This is a genomic window from Streptomyces sp. NPDC005962, from assembly GCF_040629205.1.
Classification (GTDB): domain Bacteria; phylum Actinomycetota; class Actinomycetes; order Streptomycetales; family Streptomycetaceae; genus Streptomyces.
In genome coordinates this window covers 125,277-151,904 of sequence record NZ_JBEXVE010000023.1, presented here as the reverse complement: position 1 = coordinate 151,904, position 26,628 = coordinate 125,277, and the positions used below count along the sequence as shown (strand labels likewise).

At 71.5% G+C, this 26,628-nt stretch carries 27 protein-coding genes and 1 tRNA gene; 12 read left to right on the top strand and 16 right to left on the bottom strand.

The window, feature by feature from the left end; genetic code table 11:
* Positions 1-228: 228 nt before the first annotated feature.
* A complete protein-coding gene (locus tag ABZ370_RS31155; protein ID WP_358627278.1) occupies positions 229-351 on the bottom strand; it encodes a hypothetical protein in 123 nt (40 codons plus the stop codon).
* A 273-nt stretch (positions 352-624) separates the two neighbouring features.
* Here ABZ370_RS31155 and ABZ370_RS31150 point away from each other — a divergent pair, with 273 nt between their 5' ends.
* The gene (locus ABZ370_RS31150; protein ID WP_358627275.1) at positions 625-1,239 is read left to right on the top strand and encodes a tyrosine-type recombinase/integrase; all 615 of its coding nucleotides are present in this window, start codon (positions 625-627) and stop codon (positions 1,237-1,239) included.
* A 73-nt stretch (positions 1,240-1,312) separates the two neighbouring features.
* On the opposite strand, the gene ABZ370_RS31145 is transcribed toward ABZ370_RS31150, so the two are convergent.
* From ABZ370_RS31145 to galU, 7 genes are all read right to left on the bottom strand, one after another.
* Positions 1,313-1,386, bottom strand: a tRNA-Ala gene (locus tag ABZ370_RS31145).
* A 75-nt stretch (positions 1,387-1,461) separates the two neighbouring features.
* Positions 1,462-2,637: a gephyrin-like molybdotransferase receptor GlpR gene (gene glpR / locus ABZ370_RS31140; RefSeq protein WP_358627273.1), complete on the bottom strand. Its 1,176-nt coding sequence runs from the start codon at positions 2,635-2,637 to the stop codon at positions 1,462-1,464.
* A 142-nt stretch (positions 2,638-2,779) separates the two neighbouring features.
* Positions 2,780-3,403: a GNAT family protein gene (locus ABZ370_RS31135; protein ID WP_358627308.1), complete on the bottom strand. Its 624-nt coding sequence runs from the start codon at positions 3,401-3,403 to the stop codon at positions 2,780-2,782.
* Positions 3,400-3,981, bottom strand: coding sequence for a MogA/MoaB family molybdenum cofactor biosynthesis protein (locus ABZ370_RS31130; RefSeq protein ID WP_358627270.1), 582 nt, complete (start codon positions 3,979-3,981; stop codon positions 3,400-3,402). Before ABZ370_RS31130 ends, ABZ370_RS31135 begins: the two co-directional genes overlap by 4 nt.
* Positions 3,978-4,460, bottom strand: coding sequence for a cyclic pyranopterin monophosphate synthase MoaC (gene moaC / locus ABZ370_RS31125; protein ID WP_063735369.1), 483 nt, complete (start codon positions 4,458-4,460; stop codon positions 3,978-3,980). The genes ABZ370_RS31130 and moaC overlap by 4 nt, the downstream gene beginning before the upstream one ends.
* Positions 4,461-4,521: 61 nt before the next feature.
* Positions 4,522-5,784 (bottom strand): gephyrin-like molybdotransferase Glp, encoded by a 1,263-nt coding sequence (gene glp, locus ABZ370_RS31120; protein ID WP_358627305.1) that lies wholly within the window; start codon positions 5,782-5,784, stop codon positions 4,522-4,524.
* A 76-nt stretch (positions 5,785-5,860) separates the two neighbouring features.
* Complete coding sequence (gene galU / locus ABZ370_RS31115) at positions 5,861-6,763, bottom strand: UTP--glucose-1-phosphate uridylyltransferase GalU (RefSeq protein WP_358627267.1); 903 nt, start codon at positions 6,761-6,763, stop codon at positions 5,861-5,863.
* Between the two features lie 73 nt (positions 6,764-6,836).
* On the opposite strand from galU, the gene ABZ370_RS31110 reads away from it, so the two are divergent.
* Positions 6,837-7,436 carry a 5-formyltetrahydrofolate cyclo-ligase gene (locus ABZ370_RS31110; RefSeq protein WP_358627264.1) on the top strand — a complete coding sequence of 200 codons (600 nt, stop codon included), beginning with the start codon at positions 6,837-6,839 and terminating at the stop codon, positions 7,434-7,436.
* A gap of 125 nt (positions 7,437-7,561) precedes the next feature.
* On the opposite strand, the gene ABZ370_RS31105 is transcribed toward ABZ370_RS31110, so the two are convergent.
* Positions 7,562-10,324 (bottom strand): penicillin acylase family protein, encoded by a 2,763-nt coding sequence (locus tag ABZ370_RS31105; protein WP_358627261.1) that lies wholly within the window; start codon positions 10,322-10,324, stop codon positions 7,562-7,564.
* 266 nt (positions 10,325-10,590) lie between these two features.
* On the opposite strand from ABZ370_RS31105, the gene ABZ370_RS31100 reads away from it, so the two are divergent.
* From ABZ370_RS31100 to mscL, 5 genes are all read left to right on the top strand, one after another.
* The gene (locus ABZ370_RS31100) at positions 10,591-12,099 is read left to right on the top strand and encodes a potassium/proton antiporter (protein WP_358627258.1); all 1,509 of its coding nucleotides are present in this window, start codon (positions 10,591-10,593) and stop codon (positions 12,097-12,099) included.
* Between the two features lie 110 nt (positions 12,100-12,209).
* Entirely contained in the window at positions 12,210-12,596 is a 387-nt protein-coding gene (locus ABZ370_RS31095; protein ID WP_358627256.1) for an FmdB family zinc ribbon protein, read from the top strand.
* A gap of 96 nt (positions 12,597-12,692) precedes the next feature.
* On the top strand, positions 12,693-13,541 hold the full coding sequence (locus tag ABZ370_RS31090; protein ID WP_358627254.1) for an S-methyl-5'-thioadenosine phosphorylase: 849 nt from the start codon (positions 12,693-12,695) through the stop codon (positions 13,539-13,541).
* A 219-nt stretch (positions 13,542-13,760) separates the two neighbouring features.
* The gene (locus tag ABZ370_RS31085; protein ID WP_358627251.1) at positions 13,761-14,453 is read left to right on the top strand and encodes an RcpC/CpaB family pilus assembly protein; all 693 of its coding nucleotides are present in this window, start codon (positions 13,761-13,763) and stop codon (positions 14,451-14,453) included.
* A 93-nt stretch (positions 14,454-14,546) separates the two neighbouring features.
* Positions 14,547-15,035 carry a large conductance mechanosensitive channel protein MscL gene (gene mscL, locus ABZ370_RS31080; protein WP_358627248.1) on the top strand — a complete coding sequence of 163 codons (489 nt, stop codon included), beginning with the start codon at positions 14,547-14,549 and terminating at the stop codon, positions 15,033-15,035.
* 28 nt (positions 15,036-15,063) lie between these two features.
* On the opposite strand, the gene ABZ370_RS31075 is transcribed toward mscL, so the two are convergent.
* Together ABZ370_RS31075 and ABZ370_RS31070 are read right to left on the bottom strand one after the other, a co-directional pair.
* Complete coding sequence (locus ABZ370_RS31075; RefSeq protein ID WP_358627245.1) at positions 15,064-15,252, bottom strand: hypothetical protein; 189 nt, start codon at positions 15,250-15,252, stop codon at positions 15,064-15,066.
* A 3-nt stretch (positions 15,253-15,255) separates the two neighbouring features.
* Positions 15,256-15,798 (bottom strand): AMP-binding protein, encoded by a 543-nt coding sequence (locus tag ABZ370_RS31070; protein ID WP_358627242.1) that lies wholly within the window; start codon positions 15,796-15,798, stop codon positions 15,256-15,258.
* Between the two features lie 202 nt (positions 15,799-16,000).
* Here ABZ370_RS31070 and ABZ370_RS31065 point away from each other — a divergent pair, with 202 nt between their 5' ends.
* Positions 16,001-17,149 carry a P1 family peptidase gene (locus tag ABZ370_RS31065; protein ID WP_358627239.1) on the top strand — a complete coding sequence of 383 codons (1,149 nt, stop codon included), beginning with the start codon at positions 16,001-16,003 and terminating at the stop codon, positions 17,147-17,149.
* 79 nt (positions 17,150-17,228) lie between these two features.
* On the top strand, positions 17,229-18,149 hold the full coding sequence (locus tag ABZ370_RS31060) for an FAD-dependent oxidoreductase (protein WP_358627236.1): 921 nt from the start codon (positions 17,229-17,231) through the stop codon (positions 18,147-18,149).
* 7 nt (positions 18,150-18,156) lie between these two features.
* On the opposite strand, the gene ABZ370_RS31055 is transcribed toward ABZ370_RS31060, so the two are convergent.
* The 3 genes from ABZ370_RS31055 to ABZ370_RS31045 all read right to left on the bottom strand — a co-directional run bounded on the left by ABZ370_RS31055 (position 18,157) and on the right by ABZ370_RS31045 (position 22,068).
* Positions 18,157-20,280 carry a fructose-specific PTS transporter subunit EIIC gene (locus tag ABZ370_RS31055; protein ID WP_358627233.1) on the bottom strand — a complete coding sequence of 708 codons (2,124 nt, stop codon included), beginning with the start codon at positions 20,278-20,280 and terminating at the stop codon, positions 18,157-18,159.
* An 85-nt stretch (positions 20,281-20,365) separates the two neighbouring features.
* The gene (gene pfkB / locus ABZ370_RS31050; RefSeq protein WP_358627230.1) at positions 20,366-21,310 is read right to left on the bottom strand and encodes a 1-phosphofructokinase; all 945 of its coding nucleotides are present in this window, start codon (positions 21,308-21,310) and stop codon (positions 20,366-20,368) included.
* Positions 21,307-22,068, bottom strand: coding sequence for a DeoR/GlpR family DNA-binding transcription regulator (locus ABZ370_RS31045; protein WP_358627227.1), 762 nt, complete (start codon positions 22,066-22,068; stop codon positions 21,307-21,309). Before ABZ370_RS31045 ends, pfkB begins: the two co-directional genes overlap by 4 nt.
* A gap of 321 nt (positions 22,069-22,389) precedes the next feature.
* Here ABZ370_RS31045 and ABZ370_RS31040 point away from each other — a divergent pair, with 321 nt between their 5' ends.
* Positions 22,390-23,127, top strand: a complete 738-nt coding sequence (locus tag ABZ370_RS31040) for a 3-oxoacyl-ACP reductase family protein (protein ID WP_358627224.1) — start codon at positions 22,390-22,392, stop codon at positions 23,125-23,127.
* 174 nt (positions 23,128-23,301) lie between these two features.
* Here ABZ370_RS31040 and ABZ370_RS31035 read toward each other — a convergent pair whose 3' ends face one another.
* Positions 23,302-24,303: a sigma-70 family RNA polymerase sigma factor gene (locus ABZ370_RS31035; RefSeq protein ID WP_358627221.1), complete on the bottom strand. Its 1,002-nt coding sequence runs from the start codon at positions 24,301-24,303 to the stop codon at positions 23,302-23,304.
* Positions 24,304-24,649: 346 nt separating this feature from the next.
* Between ABZ370_RS31035 and ABZ370_RS31030 the strand changes: the two genes are divergently transcribed.
* A complete protein-coding gene (locus ABZ370_RS31030) occupies positions 24,650-25,060 on the top strand; it encodes a hypothetical protein (protein WP_358627218.1) in 411 nt (136 codons plus the stop codon).
* A gap of 28 nt (positions 25,061-25,088) precedes the next feature.
* Here ABZ370_RS31030 and ABZ370_RS31025 read toward each other — a convergent pair whose 3' ends face one another.
* Entirely contained in the window at positions 25,089-25,850 is a 762-nt protein-coding gene (locus ABZ370_RS31025) for a class III extradiol ring-cleavage dioxygenase (protein WP_358627302.1), read from the bottom strand.
* Positions 25,851-25,982: 132 nt separating this feature from the next.
* On the opposite strand from ABZ370_RS31025, the gene ABZ370_RS31020 reads away from it, so the two are divergent.
* Positions 25,983-26,531, top strand: a complete 549-nt coding sequence (locus ABZ370_RS31020; RefSeq protein ID WP_358627299.1) for a MarR family transcriptional regulator — start codon at positions 25,983-25,985, stop codon at positions 26,529-26,531.
* Positions 26,532-26,628 lie beyond the last annotated feature (97 nt).

Below are 26,628 nucleotides of genomic sequence, written 5' to 3'. Positions count from 1 at the left end.
CACACCCGCCCAGCCACTTCGCACGACTTCGCCCCGCCGAGAAACAACTCGATGGGACCAAGTGATCAGGACCACGAATTAGCCAACAGCGTCCCGATGGTACCGGGGTGGTTGTCGTGCTCGCTTCGGCACTGCCTGCCCCGGATGAGTCCAGGTGAAGAAAGGGATGGTGACAAGTGCGAGGCATGCACGGCGAGGTGGGTTCCACGCTGGCGATGCGCGATGCGTCTACGACACGCTGCCCAGCCACGGCGATACGGGAACCGACGCGGAGCGACCACGACGGGCCGAACCACCGCGCGGCAGCAGGCGCTCCCCGCCCGCCACGTCCAGGGCGGCACGTCTGCTCACGCGCCCGCATCCGTGACGGCGGCAGTACGGCGGCCGGCCACATCAGACCGGGGTTGACGGCCGACGCTCCTCCTACCCCGGCTCCCCTCCCCCGCCGCTGGCCGTTTCTGCGCGCACAACAGCGATGGCCGCAGTCGGCGGACGGTCGGCCATGTAAACCGCTCCGCGTAGCCGCCGTTCGACGGCCAACCGGTTGGGCGCTTGGCCCTGGTCGCTCCGCTGTCTGTACGCGTTTGCGGCGATCGTCGGGGCGCACTGCGACAGCTGTTCCCGATGCTGACTGTGTCCGGTGGGTCGCTGGTGTGGGTTGGCGCGCTGAGCGGCACGGGGGCGCCGCAGAGCGGGGCGGTAGACAGGAGCGGGCGGCGGCCACGGGCCGCCAGCGCGCGGCCCGCGCAAGCGGGCCGCCTTGATGCCGGGGAGGTCACGGTGCAGCTTCAACGCATCCGTCGGCGTCTGGTGCATGACGAGACCAAGACCGAAGCCTCAACGGCCGTCCTGCCGCTTCCCGACATCTGTGTCACCGCTCTTCAGGTGCGCAGGAAGGAGCAGGAAGCGGCCAAGCAAACGGCCGGAGAGCTGTGGACGGACTCGGACTTCGTGTTCACCACCCGCTACGGAACCCCGATCGAGCCGCGCAACTTCAACCGCTCGTTCGCCGACCGGTCCGCCAAGGCTGGCATCCGCCGGATCCGGCTGCATGACACGCGTCACACCTGTGGGTCGCTGCTCGCCGCACTCGACGTGCACCCGCGCATCGCGATGCAGATCCTCCGGCACAGCAAGATCGCGGTGACCATGGAGATCTACACGCACGTCCCGTCCGAAGCCACCCGTAAGGCGCTGCGGAGGCTCGGCAAGCACCTCGGTAAGCAAGATCGGAAGTAGTTGCTGTACTTCGCTGCTGTACGGCACCAAAAAGCCCCCGCCAGGTTTCCCCGGCGGGGGCTTCGAGCTGCTGTGGACCTGAGGGGATTTGAACCCCTGACCCCCTCGATGCGAACGAGGTGCGCTACCAGTCTGCGCCACAGGCCCTTGCAACGAGTGAAACTCTAGCATCCCCTGCGGGGTGCTTGGAAATCCGTTCCCCGCTGGTCAATGGAGTGCGCGTCACTCGTTGGCGGCGCGGGGCCGGTCCTCGTCCGCGTACTGGTCGAAGAGGGGGGTGCGGCCGCGTTCCCGAGGGGTGCGGGACGGGGCCGGGGGGCCCTGACCTGCGTCGGGCTCGGCGGGCGGCGCCGGGGCCTGGGCGCGGTCGACGGTGCTGGAGCGGGCGGAGCTCCAGGCGTCGGGGGCGGCCAGGTCGACGCTGCCGGTCGCGCGGGGGGCGACGGGCGCCGTGACGTACGTCGGCAGCGGGACCGGTACCGGCTCCCAGCCCTCCCCGGTGGCCGGGCCGCGCTCACGCTCGCGCTCCTGGTCCACCCACTCCGCGTGGTCGGTCTGTTCGACCAGGGCACGGCGCCCGGCCGCATGCGGGGAGGCGGACGGGACGGCGGCGGGCTCGGCCTCGGCGGGGGCGGGCTGATCGGCGGGGCCGTCGACGGCGGAGGGGCCCTCGGCGGACGAATGGCCGCGCGGGCGGCGGCGCTCCCGCAGCCGCTGCGCGGCCTGCTCGGCGTGGCGCTGGTCCATGGTGAAGGCGAAGCGGCGGCGCTCCTGGGCGCGCAGATAGGCGATGTACGCGCTGAGCAGTATGGCCGGCATGGCCGGGGCCCACAGGAAGGCGAGACCGCCGACCGCCGCGACGACCGCGCCGAGGGTGAAGACGACGAAGAGGACCACGGTGGTGCGGCGACGGCGCTGGAGCACCCGCGCGCGCCGCCCGCGCTCCAGCGCGCTGCCGCCGACGGGGACAGCCGGAGCGGCCGGAGCCGGGGCCGCGGCCCCGCCGTCCGCCTGCGGCGTGTCCGGACCGCCGGGAGCGGGCGCGAGCAAGGTCACGGGCTCGGCGAAGGCCCGGACGTCGACCGCGTCGGTGACGGCTTCCGGGTCGGCGGAGAAGCGCTCGGGATCGACGGACCGCCCCCCGGCGTCGGGGGTGTCCGCGTCCTGCGCGGTGCGCACCGCCGGGTCGTCCGGGGTCCCCGGGCGCTCTCGGTCCTCAAGCCCCTTGGCGTAACGGCGCTCCATGCCCGCCCGTCCGGACAACAGCCGGATGGCGGTGCTGAAGCGTTCCGTCGGACGGGCCTCATTGAGCTCGTCCTGCCTACGGAGCCACATCGGCACCAAATAGGCGGCCCAGGCCCCGACGATGACTGCGTAGATGAGGCCACTGCTGCTCACGCTCACACGGTAGAGGGGTCCGCATGAGGCCATCTGCCAATTGGCGCGGTGTGTCGCACGATCTGGCTGATATCTCGAAAGTTTTTTGTGATTGTTGGGATGACCAGGTTGGGAATGGGCCTAATGTAATCGAACAGATTTCTTATTTCTGTGATGCCCCTGGCCGGGTCCGGTGCCATCGGGCGAGCAGCCCCTCCGACAACTCCTCCACGGTGAGCGCGAAGACCAGATGGTCGCGCCAGGCACCGTCGATGTGCAGATAGCGCGGCCGCAGCCCCTCTTCGCGGAACCCGAGTTTCTCCACCACCCGGCGGCTCGGCAGGTTCTCCGGCCGGATGCACACCTCGATGCGGTGCAGTCCGACGGTGCGGAAGCAGTGGTCGGCGGCGAGCGCGACGGCGGTCGGCATGACGCCGCGGCCGGCCACCGACTGATCGACCCAGTAGCCGATATGGCCCGAGCACATCGAACCCCAGGTGATCCCGGCCACCGTCAACTGCCCGGCCAGCCGCCCCTGGTGCTCGATGACGAACGGCAGCATCCGCCCGGCATGCGCCTCGGCGCGCAGATGGCGCACCATCTGCCGGTAGGTGGGCCGCTGGGTGAGGGGGCCGCCGGGCGCGGGCGGCGGGATGGTCGCCTCCCAGGGCCTCAGCCAGTCCCGGTTGCGCTGGTTGACCTCGCGCCAGGGACGCTGGTCCCGCAGCTTTATGGGGCGCAGGAGCGTGTCGCCGTCCGCCAGCACGACGGGCCAGGGCGCGTTCAGCTCGCGCTCCCGGCCGCGTCGGCTGCGTCGGCGGGACCGGCGGGTCGGGGGTGGTCGCCGCCGTGGATCTGGTCGACCGCGTGCGCCAAGAGCCGCCCGAGCACCGCAAGACCGTCGCGGACGCCCCCGGTCGAGCCGGGCAGGTTGACGATCATGGTCGTCCCGGCGACCCCGGCCAGCCCCCGGGAGAGCGCCGCGGTGGGCACCTTCGCGAGCCCTTCGGCGCGGATGGCCTCCGCGATGCCGGGGATCTCGTAGTCCAGCACCTTGCGGGTGGCCTCGGGGGTGCGGTCCATCGGGGTGAGGCCGGTGCCGCCGGTGGACACGACGACGTCGTACGAGGCGGCCACCGCTTCCCGCAGCGCCGCCTCCACCGGGTCGCCGTCGGGCACCACGCGCGGGCCGTCGACCGCGAAGCCGAGCGCGGTCAGCCCCTCGGCGATCAGCGGGCCGCCCTTGTCCGGGTAGACCCCGGCGGCGGCACGGTTGGAGGCCGTGACGACCAAGGCGCGGTAGCGCGGCGCGTCATCAGGGACGTCAGGGACGTCAGGTCCGGTAGGTGCGCCGGGGGCGGTCATTCCCGGCTCCAGTCGCCGGACTTCCCGCCCGTCTTCTCCTCCACCCGCACGTCGGTGATGACCGCGCCCTTGTCGACGGCCTTGACCATGTCGATCACCGTCAGGGCGGCCACGGAGACCGCCGTCAGGGCCTCCATCTCGACGCCCGTGCGGTCGGTGGTCTTCACGGTGGCGGTGATCTCCACCGCGTCGTCGGCGACCGCGAGGTCGACCTTCACGCCCGACACGGCGAGCGGATGGCACAGCGGGATCAGGTCCGGGGTGCGTTTGGCGCCCATGATGCCCGCGATCCGCGCGGTCGCGAGGGCGTCACCCTTGGGGACGCCCTCGCCGCGGAGCAGTTCGACGACGCGCGGCGCGACGAGTACGCGGCCGCTCGCGCGGGCGGTGCGCGCGGTGACGTCCTTGGCCGAGACGTCGACCATGCGCGCCGCGCCCGCCGGGTCGAGATGGGTGAGGTGGTCCTGGGCGCTGCTCATCGTTCTCCCGGTCGGGCCAGGTGGCTCTGTGCGACGACACCGTACCCGCCGTAGGCCCTGGCTAGGCGAGAAGGACGACGTCCACCTCGGTCCCGGGGGCGACCTCGGTCACGTCCTCGGGGATCACGATCAGCGCGTTGGCCCGGGCGAGGGCCTTGATCAGATGCGATCCGGCACCGCCCACCGGGGCGACCGTGCCCGGCTCGCCCGCCGTCGCCGACGGCTCGTACCAGCCCCGCAGGAACTGGCGCCGGCCCTCGGGCGAGGACGCGATGACGTCCGCGCAGACGGCCCGCACGGTGGTGCGGTGGACCAGGCCCACGCCCAGCATGGTGCGGATCACCGGCCGTACGAACAGCTCGAAGGAGACATACGAGCTGACCGGATTGCCGGGGAGGGCGAGCAGCGGGGTCCGGTCGGGGCCGATCCGCCCGAAGCCCTGGGGCTTGCCGGGCTGCATGGCCACGGTCCGGAACTCGACCTCGTGCATCGCCTCCTTGACCACGTCGTACGCGCCGACGCTGACTCCACCGCTGGTGACGACGATGTCGGCGCGGCTCAGCTGGTCCTCGACGGTGGAGCGCAGCGTCTCCGCGTCGTCGGCGACCGCGCCCACCCGGTAGGCGATCGCCCCGGCTTCCTGGGCGGCGGCGGTGAGCTGGTAGCTGTTGGAGTCGTAGATGCGGCCGGGCCCGGTCTCCTCACCGGGCTGGACCAGCTCGCTGCCGGTGGACAGCACCACGACGCGGGGCCGCGGCCGGACCCGGACCGTGGCCCGGCCGATGGCGGCCAGCAGCCCGATCTGGGCCGCCCCGAGGACCGTACCGGCGCTCAGCGCCAGCTCCCCCGCTCCCGCGTCGCTGCCCCGGGTGCGCACATGCTGCCCGTCCCGGGCCGGCCGGAAGACCCGCACCAGGCCGCTACCGCCGTGCGGATCGGTACTGCGGGCGGGCATGCCGCTGACCGGCCCGTCGTCCAGGCCGCCGTCGGTCCACTCGACCGGGACGACGGCCTGGCCGCCGGGCGGCAGCGGGGCGCCGGTCATGATCCGGGCGGCCTCGCCGGGGCCGACGGCGGGCAGCTCACCGCTGCCCGCCGCGATGTCCCCGACGACCGTCAGCACCGCGGGATGCTCCCCCGTCGCCGCCCCGACATCGGCTGTGCGGACGGCATAGCCGTCCATCGCGCTGTTGTCGAAGGGCGGGAGGGCGGCGGGCACGGTGACGTCCTCGACCAGGACGCAGCCCAGGGCGTCCAGCAGCTGCAGCTCGATGGGGTCCAGCGGGTGCATATGCCCGAGGATGTCGTCGAGATGCTCGGCCACCGACCAGACCCGTTGACGCTCCCGGCCCTCGCCCGTGCCCTGATCGGCGGCCCGTGCCGCGGTGCTGCTCAAAGTGCTACATCTCCTCGGTGACGTAACTGCGAAGCCATTCCCGGAAGTCCGGGCCCAGGTCCTCACGTTCGCACGCGAGTCTGACAATGGCACGCAGATAGTCGCCACGGTCGCCTGTGTCGTACCGCCGGCCCGTGAAGACGACGCCGTGCACCGGGCCTCCGAGGTCCGGATTCGAGGCGAGCGCCTGGAGCGCGTCGGTGAGCTGGATCTCGCCACCGCGGCCGGGCTCGGTGCGGCGCAGCACGTCGAAGACGGCCGGGTCCAGCACATAGCGGCCGATGACCGCGTAGGCGCTGGGCGCGTCGGCCCGGTCGGGCTTCTCGACCAGTCCGGTGACCTGGACGACGCCCTCGTCCAGGGTGGGCTTCACGGCGGCGCAGCCATAGAGGTGGATCTGCGCGGGGTCCACCTCCATCAGGGCGATGACGCTGCCGCCGTACTGCTCCTGCACCTCGACCATGCGGGCCAGAAGCGGGTCGCGGGCATCAATGAGGTCGTCGCCGAGGAGGACGGCAAAGGGCTGGTCACCTACGTGCGGGGCGGCGCAGAGCACGGCGTGGCCGAGGCCCCGGGGATCGCCCTGCCGGACGTAGTGCATGGTCGCCAGGTCGCTGGACTCCTGGACGCGGGCGAGGCGGGTCTCGTCGCCCTTGCGGGTCAAGGCCTCTTCGAGCTCGTAGTTACGGTCGAAGTGGTCTTCCAGGGGCCGCTTGTTGCGACCTGTGATCATAAGAACGTCGGACAGGCCGGCGGTGACGGCTTCCTCGACGACGTACTGGATCGCCGGCTTGTCGACGACCGGCAGCATCTCCTTCGGGGTGGCCTTGGTGGCCGGGAGGAAGCGGGTTCCGAGCCCCGCGGCAGGGATGACAGCCTTGCTGATCCGAGTACGCGCTTGAGTCATGTCCCGAACCTTATCCGGTGCCTTTTAGGCAATTGATGAGGATACGGTGAATATGACATGAGACAGGAAGTATGTGCACTCAGTGAGCCCCATCGACGCTAGTAAGCCGACGTTGCGGAAGCGCCTCCTGGCGGTGAGATCCGGGTTGACGGCGGATGACATCGAGGCAGCCGGAGCCGCGCTGGCGTCTCGCGCGCTGGAGCTGCCGGAGCTGACCCGGGCGGACACCGTGGCCGCCTATGTCTCGGTGGGGAGCGAGCCCGGCACGCGCGCGCTGCGGGACGCGCTGCGCGCGCGAGGCGTACGGGTGCTGCTGCCCGTCCTGCTGCCGGACAACGATCTCGACTGGGGCGCGGACGAGGGCCCGGACGGGCTGGTGCGCGCCGGTCGCGGCCTGCTGGAGCCCGGCGGGCCGCGGCTGGGCCCGGAGGCCGTCACCCGGGCGGACGCGGTCCTGCTGCCGGGGCTCGCGGTGGACCGGCGCGGTATGCGGCTGGGGCGCGGCGGCGGTTCGTACGACCGGGTGCTGGCCCGGCTGGCTCGGGCCGGGGCCGACCCCGCACTGGTGGTGCTGCTGTACGACGGCGAGCTGCTGGACGCGGTCCCGGAGGAGCCCCACGACCGGCCGGTGCACGCGGCGGTGACGCCCTCGGGGGCACACCGCTTCACCTGAGCCCCACCCGGCAACGCGGCGGCCCCGCCACGGGCGCCCGAAGGCGCTGTGGCGGGGCCGGGAGGGTCGCGGGCCCCCGCCTCGGGGCGGGGGCGGGAACGGCCCGCAGCGGGCCGTCTGCGGCCTCAGGGGGTGAGGGCCAGCTGATCGTCCGTCGACTTGTCCACCGCGCTCTTGCTGAACGCCCAGGGCAGCAGCTCGCCCTTGGCCCACTTCTCGGTCTGGTCCGTGTAGTGCGCGTTGTAGGCGTGGCCGGAGGCACCGGTGAGGTTGATCCACCGCGACTTGTCGAAGTTGTCGAGGTTGACGACCATCCGCATCGACGGCACCCAGGTGACCTCGTAGCCGCCCGCCGCGTTCCAGCCGGTCGCGTTGACCGCCGCCTCGCCGCCCGCGAGGTCCCACGGGCCGCGGTTCAGCATCCACTGGACGACACCCGGGCCCGCGGTGCCCAGCGTCTGGTTCTTCAGCGTCAGCCGGTGCAGCCGGCCCCAGCTCCAGGTGTTGATGTTCTTGCCCAGCTTGGCGGTCAGCTCGGAGCGCGCGTCCTTCATGGCCTCCGCGAGCAGCTCGTCACGGTTGGCCGCGCCCGGCTGATTGCGGGTGCCGGCGGTCTTCCACCAGTCGTTGCCCGGCTCCTTGAGGATCTTCCGGACGACCTCGTACCAGCGGTCGCCGCCGTCCGGCTGGGCCTGGTCGGCGTCGCGCGTACCGCATTCGCGCACCAGCCGGGTGTTGCCGTCCAGGTCCTCGATCGGACCGGAGTCCCCGGCCGGCCGCACCCGCAGGCACTGCCCCTTGACCCGCAGCTCCTTGGGCATCTTCTCGCCGAAGGCGAGCATCAGGGTGTTGCGCCAGACGGCGTTGAAGTACGCGGCGGCCGCCGAGTCGGCGTCCTGGGTGTAGTCCCAGCCCTCCAGGAGCTTCTGGGCGTCCCGGACGAACGGGTCCTTGACGTTGATCTTCAGCAGATAGGGCGTCAGCACCTTGGCGATCTCACTGCTGTTGTCCGTCTGCAGGGTCTGCATGTCGTCCGTGGAGATCTTCCCGCCGTCCTTGATCTTGGACTGGATCAGGTCGGTGATGCGCTGGCTCCGCGCGCCGTATCCCCAGTCGTCGGTCAGCAGGTACGGGTACTTCTTCTTGTCTATGACGGCCTGGTTGGCGGTGACGATGAAGCCGCGGTCCGGGTTGTACTCCCAGGGCAGCGCCGACTGCGGGATGAACTTCGACCAGCGGTAGCGCGAGTCCCAGCCGGGTGCCGGGTAGCGGCCGTCGCCCTTGGAGCGCACCGGAATACTGCCCGGCGCCTGGTAGCCGATGTTGCCCTTGGTGTCCGCGTAGATGAGGTTCTGGGAGGGGACCGCGAAGTCGCCGGCCGCCTTGCGGAAGTCGTCGAAGTTGCGGGCGGTGTTGAGCCCGAAGACCGCGTCCATGCTGTTGGACGGGGAGAGCGCGGTCCACTTCAGGGCGACCGCGTAACCGTCGCCGCGGTCGGGGGCCACATCGTCGGCCCCGCTGCCGACCGGTGCGCTCTTGCCGACCTTCGTCAGCTCGTCGTCCCGGTCGGAGACGATCGGCCCGTTGTTGGTGCTGCGTACCGTGATCGTGCGGTTCTTGCCACCCGCGACCTTGATGGTCTCCTCACGGCTGCGGAAGGGGACCTGCTTGCCGTCGTAGAGGTAGTGCGACGCGGTGACCTTCTCCAGATAGAGGTCGCTGACGTCGGCACCCAGGTTGGTCATTCCCCAGCTGATGTCCTGGTTGTGGCCTATGACCACACCGGGCATCCCGGAGAAGGTGTATCCCGCCGTGTCGAACGGGCACTTGCTGCTGACCTGGTTGCAGTGCAGGCCCATCTGGTACCAGACGGACGGCACCTGGGGCGCCAGATGCGGGTCGTTGGCGAGCAGCGGCTTACCGGTGGTCGTATACCGGCCGGAAACGACCCACGAGTTGGAACCGATACCGCTTCCGCTGGGGCCGAGCAGCGACGGGACCTTCTCCAGGGTCTTGGACATCGACGTCAGCTGGCTCTGCAGGCCCTGCGCCGCTCCAGTGGCCCCGTTCACCGCGCCGGTGGACCCCGCGCTGCCCGTGGTGCCCGTCGGGGTCGCCTTGGGGTCGAACTCGTCGGTGGCCTCGTTGAGCGCGCCGCCCTGGACGATCGGCTTGTTCCGGCTGTACGGATACGAGGGGTACAGCTCTTCTATCTGCTTGGCGCTCAGCCGGCTCGATGCCAGGGCGCGGTCCACCTCGTCCTGCATGTTGCCGCGCAGGTCCCAGGCCATGGCCTTGAGCCAGGCGACCGAGTCGACCGGGGTCCACTTCTCGGGCTTGTAGCCGTCGTTCTGGAAGCCCAGCGCCGCGTATTCGACCGACAGCGCCTTGCCCTCATGGTCCTTGAGGTAGGCGTTGACCCCGGCGGAATAGGCCCGCAGATACTTCTTGGTGGAGGGCGACAGCTTGGTGTCGTACTCCTTCTGCGCCACCCGGCGCCAGCCCATGGTGCGCAGGAACGCGTCGGTCTCCACCTGGCTGGAACCGAACATCTCCGAGAGCCGACCGGACGTCATATGACGGCGGACGTCCATCTCCCAGAAGCGGTCCTGCGCCTGGACGAAGCCCTGGGCGCGGAACAGGTCCTCAGGTGAATCGCCGTAGATCTGGGGTATGCCTTGACCGTCGCGCTTTACCTGGACGGGGTCGGAAAGCCCCTTGAGCTGCAGCGACCCCGTGGTCTCCGGGAAAGAGGCCCGCACGGTACTGATACTCCAGTACGTGCCGAAGCCGATACCCCCCACGAGCAGCAGCACGACTGCGATCACGATCAGGCGGAGACGACGGCTCTTCTTTTTAGGAGAAGAGCCGGTTGTGTTGGCGGGCATCGCTGTCCTTCGAGGGGCAGGGTGATCCTGGAGTGCTGGAGCAACCATAGGCGCAGGGCTGTCGCCGCCCCTACGCGGAGTCATGACTGACGCCGTCCACCGGCCACCCCGACCGGGCCACCGGCCGCCGGACCGGGCCTTCCACACCTCCGCGGGCGGCCCGCGTGGAAGGCCCGCGTCAAGAACCCGTAAAATGTTAGGTAAGGAAATGAAGTTCCGGTCGGCCGGGAACCGTTCATCTTGTCCCCGAAGGTCCCGCCGCGCACGTGAGAAAGGTTCGGCCCCTGACTGTCCACCACCTCAATGAACTGCTGCTGGTCTGCTCTCTCGTCCTGCTCGTCGCGGTGGCGGCCGTAAGGATCTCCTCCCGCAGTGGGCTGCCCACCCTGTTGCTCTACCTCGGGATGGGCGTCGCCCTGGGGTCGGACGGGCTCGGCGTCACCTTCAACAACGCCGAACTGACGCAGGTCATCGGCTACGCCGCGCTGGTCGTGATCCTGGCCGAGGGCGGCCTGGGCACCAAGTGGGGAGAAATCAAACCCGCGCTGCCGACGGCCGCCGCGCTGTCGACCGTGGGCGTCGCGGTGAGCGTGGGAGTCACCGCGGCGGCGGCGCACTATGTGGTGGGGCTGGACTGGCGGCAGGCGCTGATCATCGGCGCGGTGGTGTCGTCCACGGACGCCGCGGCGGTCTTCTCCGTGCTGCGCAAGGTGCCGCTGCCCAAGCGGCTCACCGGCACCCTGGAGGCCGAATCGGGCTTCAACGACGCCCCAGTGGTGATCCTTGTGGTCGCCTTCTCCAGCCAGGGCCCGATCGATTCCTGGTACCTCATGATCGGCGAGATCGCGCTGGAGCTGGCGATCGGCGCGGCCATCGGTCTCGCGATCGGCTGGCTGGGCTCGTACGGCCTGCGCCGGGTGGCCCTGCCCGCCTCGGGTCTCTACCCGATCGCGGTGATGGCCATCGCGGTCGTCGCGTACGCGGGCGGGGCTCTGGCGCACGGCTCCGGCTTCCTCGCCGTCTACCTCGCCTCGCTCGTCATGGGCAACGCGAAGCTGCCGCACTGGCCGGCCACCCGCGGCTTCGCCGAGGGGCTCGGCTGGCTCGCCCAGATCGGCATGTTCGTCCTGCTCGGCCTGCTGGTGACGCCGCACGAACTGGCCGACGACATCTGGCCGGCCGTCGTCGTCGGGCTGGTGCTGACCATGGTCGCCCGGCCCGTGTCGGTAGTGGTGAGCACGACGCCGTTCCGGGTCGCCTGGCGCGAGAAGGTCCTGCTGTCCTGGGCCGGGCTGCGCGGCGCGGTGCCCATCGTGCTCGCGACCATTCCCATGGTCGGCGAGGTGCCCGACAGCCGTCGGCTCTTCAACATCGTCTTCGTCCTGGTGATCATCTACACCCTGATCCAGGGGCCGACGCTGCCCTGGCTCGCCACCCGGCTGCGGCTGGAGGAGACGGAGGGCACCGCGGATCTCGGTATCGAATCGGCGCCACTGGAGCGGCTGCGCGGCCATCTGCTGTCGGTGTCGATCCCCAAGGACTCCCGGATGCACGGCGTGGAGGTCGCCGAACTGCGGCTGCCGCCCGGGGCCGCGGTCACCCTCGTCGTCCGGGGCGGCTCCAGCTTCGTACCCCTGCCCTCGACCGTGCTGCGGCGCGGCGACGAACTCCTGGTGGTGGCCACCGACCCGGTGCGGGACGCGGCCGAACAGCGGCTGCGGGCCGTCGGCCGGGGCGGCAAGTTGGCGGGCTGGCTGGGCACCGGCGGCGGCTGATGGCGTGGCATAGGTCACCGTGTGCCGTACTGCGGTGGACTGGCGGGCCGGAATACTGCACTATGGAGCGTCGTTAGCACTCAACGAGTGAGAGTGCCAGGAGGAAGTACGTGCCGACCTACCAGTACCAGTGCACCGCGTGTGGCGAGGGCCTCGAGGCGGTGCAGAAGTTCACCGACGACGCGCTCACCGAGTGCCCCGAGTGCCAGGGACGCCTGAAGAAGGTGTTCTCCGCGGTCGGCATCGTCTTCAAGGGCTCCGGCTTCTACCGGAACGACAGCCGTTCCTCGTCCAGCGGCTCGAGCGGCAGCTCGTCGAAGACCGCGGCGAAGAGCGACGGCGGCTCGTCGTCGGACAAGAGCTCCTCGGACAAGGGCTCGTCGTCTTCGTCCTCCTCCTCGGACAGCTCCTCGGGGTCGTCGTCTTCATCCTCGTCGTCCTCCTCATCTTCTTCGTCGAGCACGTCGTCGTCGAGCAGTACCAGCTCGGCCGCCTGACCTCGCACATTTCGCGCCCCCGCCGCTTCCTCCCGGGAAGCCGCGGGGGCGCGGTGCGTCCGGGCGCCGTCGGCCACGGCTGACTAGGGTGACCGCATGGCCGAGACGAGCAGCACACAGGCAGACATAGGGGTCATCGGAGGGTCGGGGTTCTACGCCTTCCTCGACGATGTGACCGAGATCACCGTGGAGACTCCCTATGGGGCTCCGAGCGATTCGCTCTTCCTCGGCGACATCGCGGGACGGCGGGTCGCCTTCCTGCCCCGGCACGGGCGCAAGCACCATCTGCCGCCGCACCGGATCAACTACCGCGCCAACCTGTGGGCCCTGCGCTCGGTCGGGGCGCGGCAGGTGTTCGGGCCGTGCGCGGTGGGCGGGCTGCGGCCGGAGTACGGGCCGGGGACGCTGCTGGTGCCGGACCAGCTGGTGGACCGCACCAAGGGGCGTACCCAGACCTACTTCGACGGTGAGCCGCTCCCGGACGGGCGGGTGCCGAACGTGGTGCACACGACCTTCGCCGACCCGTACTGCCCGGTGGGGCGGCAGGCCGCGGTGGCGGCGGCACGCGGACGCGACTGGGAGCCGGTGGACGGCGGGACGATGTGCGTGATCGAAGGCCCGCGCTTCTCCACGCGGGCGGAATCGCGATGGCATGCCGCGCAGGGCTGGTCGGTGGTGGGGATGACAGGACATCCGGAAGCGGTGCTCGCCCGTGAACTGGAGCTGTGCTACACGTCGTTGACGCTGGTCACCGATCTGGACGCGGGGGTGGAGACGGGTGAGGGCGTCTCGCACGCCGAGGTGCTGAAGGTGTTCGGCGAGAACGTCGGACGGCTGCGCGAGGTGCTCTTCGACGCGGTGAGCGGACTTCCGGACAACGCGGACCGGGACTGCCTGTGCGCGCACGGGCACGACGGCTGGGACCTGGGGATCGAGCTGCCGTAGCGGCTGGGCCGGTGGGGCCGCCGCACGGGTGCGGGCGCGCTGATACGGGTGCCCGCTGGTGCGCGTGTGCACTCGTGCTGGTGCGGGTGTGAACTCGTGTGGGGGACCGAGTTGTCCACAAGGTGGCGGCCGTCCACAGGCCCCGGCGGGATCTGGCGGGGCCGGGCATGGTGAAGGGGCCCAAAGCTCCTGGCTCCTCACGGCAGGCGGTGTTGTGCCATGTCCCATCCGTTCTCCGCGTCCCCGTTCTCCGCGTCCCCGTTCTCCGCGTCCCCGTTTCCCGCGCCCGTGTCCCCCGCGGCTTCTCTGCCTACCCGCGCCACTCCCCCGGCCCGCGCGGTGCCGCGCTTCGGTCCGGTGCGGGTGGCGCGCGACGGCAGATACCGGCTGCGGCGGTCCGCGCGGCGACGGCGGCGCTCCATGGCGGCCGGGCTCGCACTGACGGCCGCCGCGCTCGCGGCCGCGGCACCGTCCTCCGGCCAGGGGTCCGCGCGCCCGGAGCCTGCCCCCGCCACCGCTGCCGGGGGCCGGTACGAGCCGCCGCACCCCGCCATGGTGTCCGCTCCGGTCCGGATCGCCGACGCGGCGGCGGTGCGGCTGCTGCACCCCGGCGACCGGGTGGACGTACTGGCCACGCCCGCACCCGACGCCGTCCGGCACCGCGGGCCCGGGGCCCTGGCGCGGGTGGTCGCGCGCGGGGTCCGGGTGGCCGCCGTCCCCGGCGCCCGGGGCGGCGGCCCGACGGGGGCCGAAGGCTCCCCGGAGGCGGACGGGCCGGATGCCGGGGCGCTCGATGGCGGTCCGGCGGACGGCGGGGCGCTGGTGGTGCTCAGGGTGGAGCGGGCGGCCGCCGCCGCACTCGCCGGGGCCGGGGCCACCTCACGCCTGGCGGTGACCCTGTGCCGCTCCTGACAAGCACGCCTCACCTGCTGGCCCGGCTCGGCGTCGGTGTAGGTTGCGGAACCGTCCGCTCCAGCACCGTCGCGGCGAGAGAAAGGCAGTGGGTTGAAGGAAGAGACAAGGACCGAGGAGAAGAAGGAGAGCGTCCTGGAGGGCTTCAAAGCCTTCCTGATGCGCGGCAATGTGATCGACCTCGCGGTCGCGGTCGTCATCGGAGCCGCCTTCACCTCCGTCGTGAATTCCGTAGTGAAGGGCCTGATCAATCCCATAGTGGGCGCCTTCGGCACGAAGGACCTGGAGAAGTACCGCTCCTGCCTCGAGGCGCCCTGCGAGACGAACGCGGCGGGCGAGGTGGTGAAGGGCATCCCGATCTTGTGGGGCAGCATGCTGTCGGCCATGCTGACCTTCCTCATCACCGCGGCGGTGGTGTACTTCCTGATGGTGCTGCCGATGTCGCGCTATCTGGCGCGCAAGGCCGCCAAGGAGCAGCAGGTCGAGGAGGAGCTGACCGAGACGGGGGCCGAGGAGATCATGCTGCTCCGCGAGATCCGGGACGAGCTGGTGGCCCGCCGCGGCGGCAGCCCCGAGGTCTAGCCGAGCGCCTGCTCGGCTTTGTGCGCCGTCAGAGGTGGTGGGGCGGCTTCTCGTCGAGGAACCGGGCCAGATCCGCGGCGCTGTCGGCGCTGTGGTCGCCGCGAGCCCGCTCACCCCACCCGCGGTCCGTATCGTCCGAGGACGGCTGTGCCAGAGGATCGTCGAAGATCAGCGCGGCGGCCGGATCGCGCGGTCCAGGGGCGGGGGCGGTGCTCATGGCTCAAGCGTACGGCCGCGGCAGCGGTTCGGTGTACCGGCCGAGCTCGTCGTGCCACCACAGGTCCCGGCCGGGCTTCCAGGACACCGGGCGGGAGAGGCGGTGCACGACCAGCACGTTCCGGACGCCGGGGCAGCCGGTGAGCGCCCGGTCGACGAGCTGCTTGAGCGGGTGCTGCTCCCCGCAGCGCTGTTCCCAGTCCGCGGTGATGACGACCTTGGCGTCCATCTCCCTGATCCGGTCGCGCAGTTCATGCGGGCGCAGTCCCACCGGCAGGCTGCCGCGTACGACGTCGAGGCGGCCGCAGGCGAGCGTGGCGATCACGGATTCGGGCACCAGCGGCAGATGGACCGCCACCCGGTCGCCTGCCCGGACCCCGAGCCGGGTCAGAGCGGCGGAGGCCCTGGCGGCCTGGTCGAGCAGCTCGGCGTGGGTCAGTTCCTCGGTGCAGTCGGGCTCGCTGATCCACCGGAGGGCCACCCGGGAGGTCTGCCGCGTGGCGGCGGCCAGCGTCGGGAGCTCCTCCGTCCGGGAGGTACGGGGCACGGCTATTTTCATTGGGGCGGGGACGAACGGCATGGGGCACAGCCTGCTGTCACGTCATCAACGTCTGATGAACGCCCGCTATATGGGGCGGCGATGGCCTGTCGCGCGCCGTCCCGAGGTGTTCGGGAGAGCCCTCGTTCCGGGGCCGGGAACACCTCGGTATACGACCATGGCACGAGTCTCCGTGCTACGCATGGCGTCCATGGATGCCGAGCGAACGACCAACGACTTCCCACAAGCCGGCCGGGCCGACGCGCTGACGGATGTACCCGGGATGCGCGTCGGCCACGCGCAGCGCACCGGAGACGGATGGCTGACCGGCACAACCGTCGTGCTGGCTCCCGAGGGCGGTGCGGTCGCCGCCGTCGATGTGCGCGGCGGTGGCCCGGGCACCCGGGAGACCGATGCCCTCGATCCGCGCAACCTCGTCCAGCGGGTGGATGCCGTCGTGCTGACCGGCGGCAGCGCGTTCGGCTTGGACAGCGCCTCGGGGGTGGTCGGCTGGCTGGAGGAGCGCGGCCGCGGCTTCCGGGTCGGCCCCGATCCGGCACAGGTCGTCCCGGTCGTCCCGGCGGCCGCCCTCTTCGACCTCGGCCGTGGCGGTGACTGGCGTGCCCGGCCGGGCACGGCCCTGGGCCGGGAGGCCGCCGAGGCGGCGGCCCGCGCCGAGCCGGGAGCGCCGGTCGCGCAGGGCAACGCGGGCGCGGGCACGGGCGCGGTGGCCGGTGGGCTCAAGGGCGGCACGGGTTCGGCGTCGCTGGTGCTGCCGTCCGGGATCACCGTGGCCGCGCTGGTGGCGGTCAACGCGGTCGGAGCGGTTGCCGACCCGCGGACCGGCGGGCTGTACGGGCAGGCGTATGAGCCATCCGGAGACGGCGGGCCCTACCGCCCCGGCGGGGAGGAGCACGCGGAGGCGGTGCGCCGCCTGGCGGCCGCGCGGGCCGAGTCGGAGCGGCGCCAGGCCGCGTCGGTGCGGCCGCCGCTGAACACCACCCTGGCCGTGGTCGCCACCGATGCCACGCTCACCCGGGCCCAGGCGCACAAGCTCGCGGGCACAGCGCACGACGGTCTGGCCCGGGCGATCCGGCCGGTGCATCTGATGTCCGACGGTGACACCGTCTTCGCCCTGGCCACCGGTGATCGCCCGCTGGTGCCGGAGGAGACCGGGGGCGGTGCGGAAGATCCGGCGTTCGGGGTGCACCGGGAGAGCGGGGCGCTGAACGAGGTGCTGGCGGCGGGGGCGGACGCGCTGACCCGGGCCGTGGTCAAGGCGGTGCTGGCGGCGGAGGGTGTGGACGGTCCGGGCGGGGTCTTCCCCGCGTACCGGGATCTGTACGCCGGACCGTTCTGAGCCGACGGCTCCGAGTGGGGCTGAGAGGGACCGGGAGGGCTGTGTGAGGGCTGTGAGGGCCGTGAGGGAGGGGATCACCGTGGACACCGATCTGCTGATTGTCGGTGGCGGTCCGGCGGGCTGTGCGGCCGCCGTGATGGCGGCGAGCCTCGGGATGCGGTCCGTCCTCGTCGAGTCGGGCGATGTGCTGTGCGGTGCGCTGCGGCGTATCCCGGTGGTGAGCAACGTCCTGGGCTTCACCACCGGCCCCGGGCTGGCGGGGGCGATCGAGGCCGACGTGGAGCGGTGCGCCCCCTGCCGGGTAGAGCTCGGGCGGCGTGCCACGCGGCTGGACGCGTTCGAGGACCGCGTGGAGGCGACGGTCGAGGGGCCCATGGCCGTCGGCGTACGGCTGACCGCGCCGTACGCCGTCGTCGCCACCGGAGTGGGGCCGCTGGCGCCCGGGGCCGCCGGGTGGCTCGCGGGAGCGGAGGGCCGGGAGCTGCGCCAACTGTGGGAGGCGGATGCCGCGTCGCTCACCGGCCGCACGGTTCTGGTCCTCGGCGCGGACCGTCCCCTGGGCACCCTCGCCCGCGCCCATCCGGGGCTGCGGACCCGGTTCCTGGTCGCCCATCCGCCCGAGGACACCTACAAGACCGAGGAGATCGGGCAGGACGAGCGGGTGGAGCTGGTGGCCGTGCGGCGGCTGGAGTTGGGGCCACTGTCGGCGCCGCCGCGGGCCGAGGCGCTGACCGTCGCGGGCGAGCGGCGTCCCCTCGCGGCCGATCTGGTGTTCCTGAATCTGGGCAGCGCCCCGGCGCCGCCCGGCGGGTCCGTCGTCACCGGCGGGTCCGGTTACTGTCCGCCCGGACGCCAGCACCCGAGGCTCCGTACCGCCGGTGATGTGCGCTCCGCCCGCTTCCAGCGGATCGCGACCGCGATGGGCTCAGGCAGCGAGGCCGCGCTCAGCGTCTACTACGCTGCGCGCGGCCTCGCCACGGACGGGGTGGGGGGTGGCTGAGATGGGGTCAGACCGCGACCGCCACCTTCTCCTCGTCCCCGGTGGCGCCCTTGGCGGAGGTGTCACCACCGGCCGGGGCCGAGGCGCCGGCCTCCGCCTTCTTCCGCAGCCCCTTGAGGAAGACCACCAGTCCGGCCGACACCGCCGTGCCCAGCACGATGGCCAGCAGGTAGAGGAACGGCTGGCCGATCAGCGGGACCACGAAGATGCCGCCGTGTGGGGCGCGCAGCGTGCAGCCGAAGGCCATCGACAGCGCACCGGTGATCGCGCCGCCCACCATCGAGGAGGGGATCACGCGCAGCGGGTCCGCCGCCGCGAACGGAATGGCGCCCTCGCTGATGAAGGAGGCACCCAGCACCCAGGCGGCCTTGCCGTTCTCGCGCTCGGTCTTGGTGAACAGCTTCCCGCGCACGGTGGTGGCCAGCGCCATCGCCAGCGGGGGGACCATACCGGCCGCCATCACCGCGGCCATGATCTTGAGGCTGCCGTCGCTCGGGTTGGACACCGCGATGCCGCCGGTGGCGAAGGCGTACGCCACCTTGTTGACCGGGCCGCCGAGGTCGAAGCACATCATCAGGCCGAGGATCACGCCCAGGCCGATGGCGTTGGCGCCGGAGAGACCGTTGAGCCAGTCGGTCATCGCCTCCTGGGCGGAGGCGATGGGCTTGCCGATCACCACGAACATCAGGAAGCCGACGACCGCCGAGGAGATCAGCGGGATCACCACGACCGGCATGATGCCGCGCACTGCCGCCGGGACCTTGAACCGCTGGATGCCCATCACGATCGCGCCCGCGATCAGACCCGCGGCCAGACCGCCGAGGAAGCCCGCCTTGATCGTGGTCGCGATGAAGCCGCCGACGAAGCCGGGCACGAGCCCGGGCCGGTCGGCCATGCCGTAGGCGATGTACCCGGCCAGGACCGGCACCAGGAAGGTGAAGGCCGCGCTGCCGATCTGGAAGAGCAGCGCCGCCCAACTGGCGCTCTCGGTCCACGTGAAGTGGTCCGCGACGGACTTGGCGTTGGCTATCTCGTAGCCGCCGATCGCGAAGGCGAGCGCGATGAGCAGACCACCCGCGGCGACGAACGGGACCATGTAGCTGACGCCCGTCATCAGCCACTTGCGCAGCCGGGTGCCGAAGCGGTCGCCGCCCGCGTCCATCGGGGCGGAGCCCTCCGAGGCGTCATCGGACGCGCCCGCCGGTGCGCTGGTCTCGCCGCGCGCCGCCTTGTCGCGCGCCTCGGCCACCAGCTCGGCCGGGCGGCTGATGCCCGCCTTGACCCCGACGTCCACCGTCGGCTTCCCGGCGAACCGGTCCTTGTCCCGGACCTCCACGTCATGCGCGAAGATCACCGCGTCGGCGGCGGCGATGGTGGCCGGGGGCAGCTTCTCGAACCCGGCCGAGCCCTGGGTCTCCACCACCAGCTCGACACCGGCCTCACGGGCCGCGTTCTCCAGCGACTCGGCGGCCATGTAGGTGTGCGCGATACCGGTGGGACACGAGGTGACGGCGACGATCCGGAAGGGCGCCGCAGCGGCCGCCGGTGCGGGCGCGGTCCCGGCGAGTTCGGGGGTCCCGGCAGGCTCCGGCGTGCCGCTCGCCGTGTCCTTCGGCTCCTCGGCCGCGGGCTCCTCCGCGGCGCTGTCCGCGCCGTTCTCCGGGGCGTTCTCCGGGGCGGCGGACGGTTCCTCGTCACCGCGGATCAGGGCGGCCGCCCGGGCCGGGTCGTCGGCGGCCCGCAGGGCGCCGGTGAACTCGGCGTTCATCAGAGACCGGGCGAGGCTGGACAGGATGGTCAGGTGATCGCTGTCCGCCCCCGCGGGGGCGGCGATCAGGAAGATCAGGTCGGCCGGTCCGTCCGGCGCGCCGAAGTCGATCCGGGCCGTGCTCCGCCCGAAGGCCAGCGTCGGCTCGGTGACGTGCTCGCTGCGGCAGTGGGGTATGCCGATGCCGCCGTCCAGGCCGGTCGGCATCTGCTCTTCGCGGGCCGCCACGTCGGCGAGGAAGCCGTCGAGGTCGGTGACCCGGCCGGCCGCGACCATGCGCTCGGCCAGCGACCGGGCGGCGGCTTCCTTGGTGTCGGCGGACAGGTCAAGGTCGACCAGATCCGCGGTGATCAGATCACTCATCTCGCGGCTCCCTTGGGTGCGATGCCGCCCTGGGGCAGGCGGGCGGAGGGGGTGGGGACTAGGGGGTGGGAGTGGATCGGGCCGGTCACGCGGGCTCCTTGAGCACGCGATCCAGCGGTACGTCCGAGGTCGTGGTGACGGCGGACGGGTCCAGGTCGGCCGGGGTCGGCATCACGCTGCCCGGCAGTTGTACGGCGGCGGCGCCATGGGCCACGGCCGAGGCGAGCGCGGCGGCTCCGGTGCCGCCCGCGGCGAGGAATCCGGCGAGGGACGCGTCGCCCGCACCGACATTACTGCGGACGGCCGCGACCCTGGCCGTGCCGAAGTAGGTGCCGGTCCCGTCGACCAGCAGCTGACCGTCGGCGCCGAGGCTGGCCAGGACGGCGCGGGCGCCCAGCTCGCGCAGCTCCTCGGCGGCCTTGACCGCCTCGCCGACGGTGGCGATCGGGCGGCCGACGGCCTGGGCGAGCTCCTCGGCGTTGGGCTTCACCACATCGGGGCGCTCGCGCAGGGCCGCGGTCAGGGAGGGGCCGGAGGTGTCCAGGGCGATCCTGGCCCCCGCGCGGTGGGCCCGGGCGACCAGCTCGGCGTACCACTCGGGGGCGAGCCCGCGCGGGAGGCTGCCGCAGCAGGCGATCCAGTCGGCGTCGGCGACCCGGCTCCGTACCGCCTCCAGCAGGGCCTCGGCCTCGGTGTCGCTCAGCTCGGGTCCGCTCGCGTTGAGCTTGGTGAGGGTGCCGTCCGGTTCGGCGACGGAGATGTTGACCCGGGTCGAGCCGCGCACCGGCACGCCCGCCGCCTCGATGCCCAGCTCTTCGAGCAGCCGTGCCAGCAGCGCGCCCTCGGGGCCGCCGAGCGGCAGCGCCGCCACGGTGCGGTGCCCGGCAGCGGCCACGGCGCGCGAGACGTTGACGCCCTTGCCGCCGGGGTCGACCCGGTCGGTGGTGGCCCGCAGCACGGCGCCGCGCTCCAGCGCCGGGATCTCGTAGGTACGGTCCAGGCTGGGATTGGGGGTGACGGTGAGGATCATGCGCGTGCTACTTCCGTGCCCTGCTTTTCGATAGCGAGGGCGTCCTGTGGGCTGAGGCCGGTGTCCGTGATGAGCAGGTCGACGTCGTCGAGGCCGCCGAAGCGGGCGAAGTGCTGCTGGCCGAACTTGCCGGAGTCGGCGAGCAGCACGACCCGGCGGGCGGCGCTGATCATGGCGCGCTTGACGGCGGCCTCCGCGAGGTCGGGGGTGGTCAGCCCGCTGTCCGGTGAGAAGCCATTGGTGGCGAGGAAGACGACGTCGGCCTTGACCTCGCCGTACCCGCGCAGCGCCCAGGCGTCGACGGCGGCCCGGGTGCGATGGCGGACCCTGCCCCCGACCAGGTGGAGGGCGATGCCGGGGTGGTCGGCGAGGCGGGCGGCGACCGGCAGCGCGTGGGTGACCACGGTAAGCCCGGCCTCCAGGGGGATGGCGGCGGCGAACCGGGCCGCCGTCGACCCGGCGTCGATGATCACGCTGCCGTCGGCCGGGAGTTCGGCGAGGGCGGCGCGCGCGATGCGGTCCTTCTCATCGGCGGCGGTGCTCTCGCGCTCGGCGAGGTCGGGCTCGAAGTCGAGACGTCCGGCCGGGATCGCGCCCCCGTGCACCCGGCGCACCAGACCGGCCCGGTCGAGGGCCCGCAGATCGCGCCGTACGGTCTCGGCGGTGACCTGGAACTCCTCGGCGAGGGAGAGGACATCCACCCGTCCGCTGTCGCGGGCGAGCCGGAGGATCTCCTGCTGACGCTCCGGTGCGTACATGTGGGTTTACGTCCCTTCCATGCCCGAACCTGTGATTTCGCGGCCAGATTACGTCGCCGCTTCCGGAAAGTAAACAGACTCGGGCACGAAACAAACTCGACCGGGCAGACTCGGGTCATCCTCGGGTCATCTTCGAAAGCGCAGCCCGGCCCGAGCCGCCTCAGCACGGGCCTCGACGCGGGTCTCAATGCGAGGTCCGAATGCCGCCAGACATCCCCGGACCGTCCCGCCAGGATCAGTGATGCCCGAGGGAATCACAGCACATCTGGACCTCTCTCGTGTTCTTCACATACCTCGCATTCATCACACACGGGAGCGGACATGACACTCGACGGCAAGGCGGCTCTGGTCACCGGCGGCAGCCGGGGCATCGGCGAGGCCATCGCCCTCCGGCTCGCCGAGGACGGCGCCGATGTCGCCCTGACGTACCACCACCAGGCCGACCGGGCGGCGAACATCGTCGAACGGATCAAGGCGCTGGGTCGCCGGGCCCTGGCGATCCAGGCCGACAGCGCGGACCCGGAGGCGGTACGGGCGGCCGTGTCCGGGGCCGCCGCCGAGTTCGGGCGCCTGGACATCGTCGTCAACAACGCGGGCGCGGGAGCACTCGGCCCGGTCACCGAGCTGACGTTGGAGGACGTCGACCGCGTCCTGGACGTCAACGTCCGGGCGCCGTTCCTGACCGCCCAGGCGGCGGTCGAGCGGCTGGCCGACGGCGGACGGATCATCAACATCGGCAGCTGCATGGCCGAGCGCGTCGCCTTCCCCGGCGGCAGCCTCTACGCGACCAGCAAGACCGCGCTGATCGGCCTGACCAAGGCGCTCGCCCGTGAGCTGGGCCCGCGCGGGATCACCGTCAACCTGATCCACCCCGGCCCGATCGACACCGACATGAACCCCGCCGACAGCGACAGCGCCGCCATGCAGAGCGGCTTCACCGCGCTCGGCCGCTACGGACTGCCGTCGGAGGTGGCCGCGACCGTCGCCCACCTCGCGGGCGAGAGCGGCCGCTACATCAGCGGGGCGTCGATCGCCGTGGACGGCGGCTTCGCCGCCTGACGAGGTCCCGATCAGGAGCTGATCAAGACCTGATGAAGACCGGCCTCGCCGGACAAGCGGGCAGGGAAGAGCCCCGGCGCTCGGGGGAGTGCGCCGGGGCTCGGTCTATGGGGTCTATGGGGTCTATGGGGTCTGTGGCGTGACAGCCGGTCCATACGGCGTCGGCGCGGCGGCTCACGCCGCGGCGTCGAAGCCGGTCTGGCGGGCCATCTTCTTCAGCTCCATCAGCGCGTGCTTCTCGATCTGACGGATGCGCTCCCGCGTGAGCCCGTGCTGCTTGCCGACCTCCGTGAGCGTGCGCTCCCGCCCGTCGTCGATGCCGTACCGCGCCTTGATGATGGAGGCGGTCCGGTCATCGAGGCGGCCGATGAGGTCGTCCAGCTCCTCACTGCGCAGCAGCGTCATCACCGACTGCTCGGGCGAGACGGCCGAGGTGTCCTCCAGCAGGTCGCCGAACTGGGTCTCGCCCTCATCGTCCACCGACATGTTGAGGCTTACCGGGTCGCGCGCCCAGTCGAGCACGTCCGAGACCCGCTCCGGTGTGGAGCCCAGCTCCCCGGCGATCTCCGCGTGCTCCGGCTCGCGGCCGTGCTCACGGTTGAACTCGCGCTGCACCCGGCGGATTCGGCCCAGCTCCTCGACCAGGTGGACGGGCAGCCGGATCGTACGGGACTGGTCCGCGATCGAGCGCGTGATGGCCTGACGAATCCACCACGTGGCATAGGTCGAGAACTTGAAGCCCTTGGTGTAGTCGAACTTCTCCACGGCGCGCACCAGGCCCGCGTTGCCCTCCTGGATCAGGTCGAGCAAGGGCAGACCGCTGCGCGGATAACGGCGCGCCACGGCCACGACCAGGCGCAGGTTGGAGCGGATGAAGACATCCTTGGCGCGGGTGCCCTCGGCGGCTATGGCCTCGAGCTCCTCTCGGCTCGCACCCGCGGCTCCGGTGTCCTCGGCCTCTCCGTCCAAGATCTGCTGGGCATATACACCCGCCTCGACAGCCTGGGACAGCTCGACCTCCTTCGCCGCGTCCAGCAACGGGGTGCGAGCGATCTCGTCGAGATACATGCCGACCAGGTCGCGATCGGCGATCTCCCCGCCTGTGGCGCGAACACTGTTGGCCCCATCAGCACCACCGGTGGTGGTCTGATTGCGGGCGACGGCACGGGTTGCCATGCGTGCTCCCTTACAGATGGATCGGGCGCGGACTATGAACGGACCTTCCCTGGGCGGGTGCCCCGTCCGATGGAAACAACGACTGGAATCCGGACAGAATTCCCATGCCGCGCCCACCTTTTTACGATCATGCAGTACCCTGTGCCGCCACAGGGGGTTCAGCGTGACGCCACAGCGTCGAGAAAGCCCAGGTCAGGCGCGCCCCTTACACCGGAACGGCCACCTTTCCCCCGCCTTCCACCTCGCCTCTCATCCCACAAGACGGATCTCATGGCCTTCTGGTTGCCCGGTCCGGGCTTGCCGAAGATCGGCCGCGGGTGTGCGCTGGAGGGAAGGAGGTCCTGCCATGAACGGTTCCGTCTCGGCCCCGGCGCGCAGGCGCCACCGGCCGCATCTCCCCACCATGCCGCTCCACACCTCCGCCGCCTGGCTCGTCCCCGTCGTACTGGGTGTCCTCACCGGCGGCTACGCGATGTTCATCGACCACAACCAGGGCGCGACGCTGCCCTCGGCCGCGCTCCTCGGCCTGGTGGTGGCGGTCGTCGTCGGCGCGGCCTGCTATCTGGCCGGGCGGATTCAGGGGCGGCTGCTGCCGGAGGCCCGGGCAGGGCTGTATGGGGCGTTCCTCGGCTGCGTGATCGGCTTCCTGTACTGCCTGAGCGGGGCCGCGGTGGGGCGGGCGTCCGGCGTCGGTCTGGGGGTGGCGCTGTCGATGGCGGCGGTCTCGTTCTACGTCCTCCACGCCCGGTCGGACTGAACAGCGGCCAGACGTCAGCCGAACCACCTCAGCCGAACTGCACCGACCGCTTCGCCAGCCCCATCCAGAAGCCGTCGATCACGCTCCGCTGGCTGCCCAGTTCCGGCTCCGCCGCGCCCAGCGTGACGAACAGCGGGGCGAAGTGCTCGGTGCGCGGATGGGCGAGGGAACCACTCGGCGAGGCGTGCTCGAAGTCGAGCAGGGCGTCGATGTCCTGCCCGGCGAGCGCGCGCTGCCCCCAGTCGTCGAACTCGGTCGACCAGCCGGGCGGCGTCGGGCCGGTGTGACGCAGCGCGGCCAGGTTGTGGGTGAAGAAGCCGCTGCCGACGATCAGCACCCCTTCGTCGCGCAGCGGGGCGAGCTTGCGGCCGATGTCCATCAGCTTCCGCGGGTCCAGGGTCGGCATCGAGACCTGGAGGACGGGAATGTCGGCGTCCGGGTACATCTCGGCGAGCGGTACGTAGGCGCCGTGGTCGAGCCCCCGGTCGGGGATGTCCTGGACGGGCGTGCCCGCGGTACGCAGCGTCTTGCGGATGCGCTCGGCCAGTTCGGGGGCGCCGGGCGCGGCGTAGCGGACCCGGTAGTAGTGCTCGGGGAAGCCCCAGAAGTCGTAGACCAGCGGAACCGTCGTGGTGGCTCCGATGGCGAGGGGGGCTTCCTCCCAGTGCGCGGAGATCATCAGAATGGCGGTGGGACGGGGCAGGTCCGCCGCCCAGGCGGCGAGCTGTCCGGGCCAGACCGGGTCATCGGCGAGCGGCGGAGCACCATGGCTGAGATAGACGGCGGGCATGCGCGACACGGCGGCGGCTCCTCGACCAGACGAAGAAGAACACTTGAACTATCAAGTACCAAGCTAAAATAACGGTACCGCACACTTGTTTAAAATTCAAGAAGTAGACTTACAATGAACGATGTGGACGCCATGAACTCCCCCGCAGACGCAGACACAGGCACCGACGCAGGCACAGACGCAGGCACCGGCGCCGACGCCGACGAGCCCCGCTGGCTGAACGATGACGAGCAGCGCACTTGGCTGGCATACGTCCAGGCCAGCATGTTGCTGGAAGACCATCTCGACCGTCAGCTGCAACGCGACGCGGGCATGCCGCACGTCTACTACGGCCTGCTGGTGAAGCTCTCCTGGGCGCCCCGCCACAGCATGCGGATGACCGAACTGGCCGAGGCCGCGAAGATCACCCGGTCCCGGCTCTCCCACGCCATCTCCCGCATGGAGAAGGACGGATGGGTACGGCGCGAGGACTGCCCCTCCGACAAGCGCGGGCAGAACGCGGTCCTCACCGAGAAGGGGTTCGGCGTCCTCAAGGAGACCGCGCCCGGCCATGTCCACGCCGTCCGCTCGGCGATCTTCGACCGGCTCACCGCGGAGCAGATCGCCCAGTTCGGCGACGTCTGCCGGATCATCGCCGACGGGCTCCAGCCCGAGGGCGCCGACCTTCCCTGGCTGCGCTGATCTTCCCCTGCCTGCGCTGATCTTCCCTGGCCGCGCTGAACCGCGACGTACGAAAAGCCCCGCCCACCGGCATATGCCGGGGAGCGGGGCCTTCTCA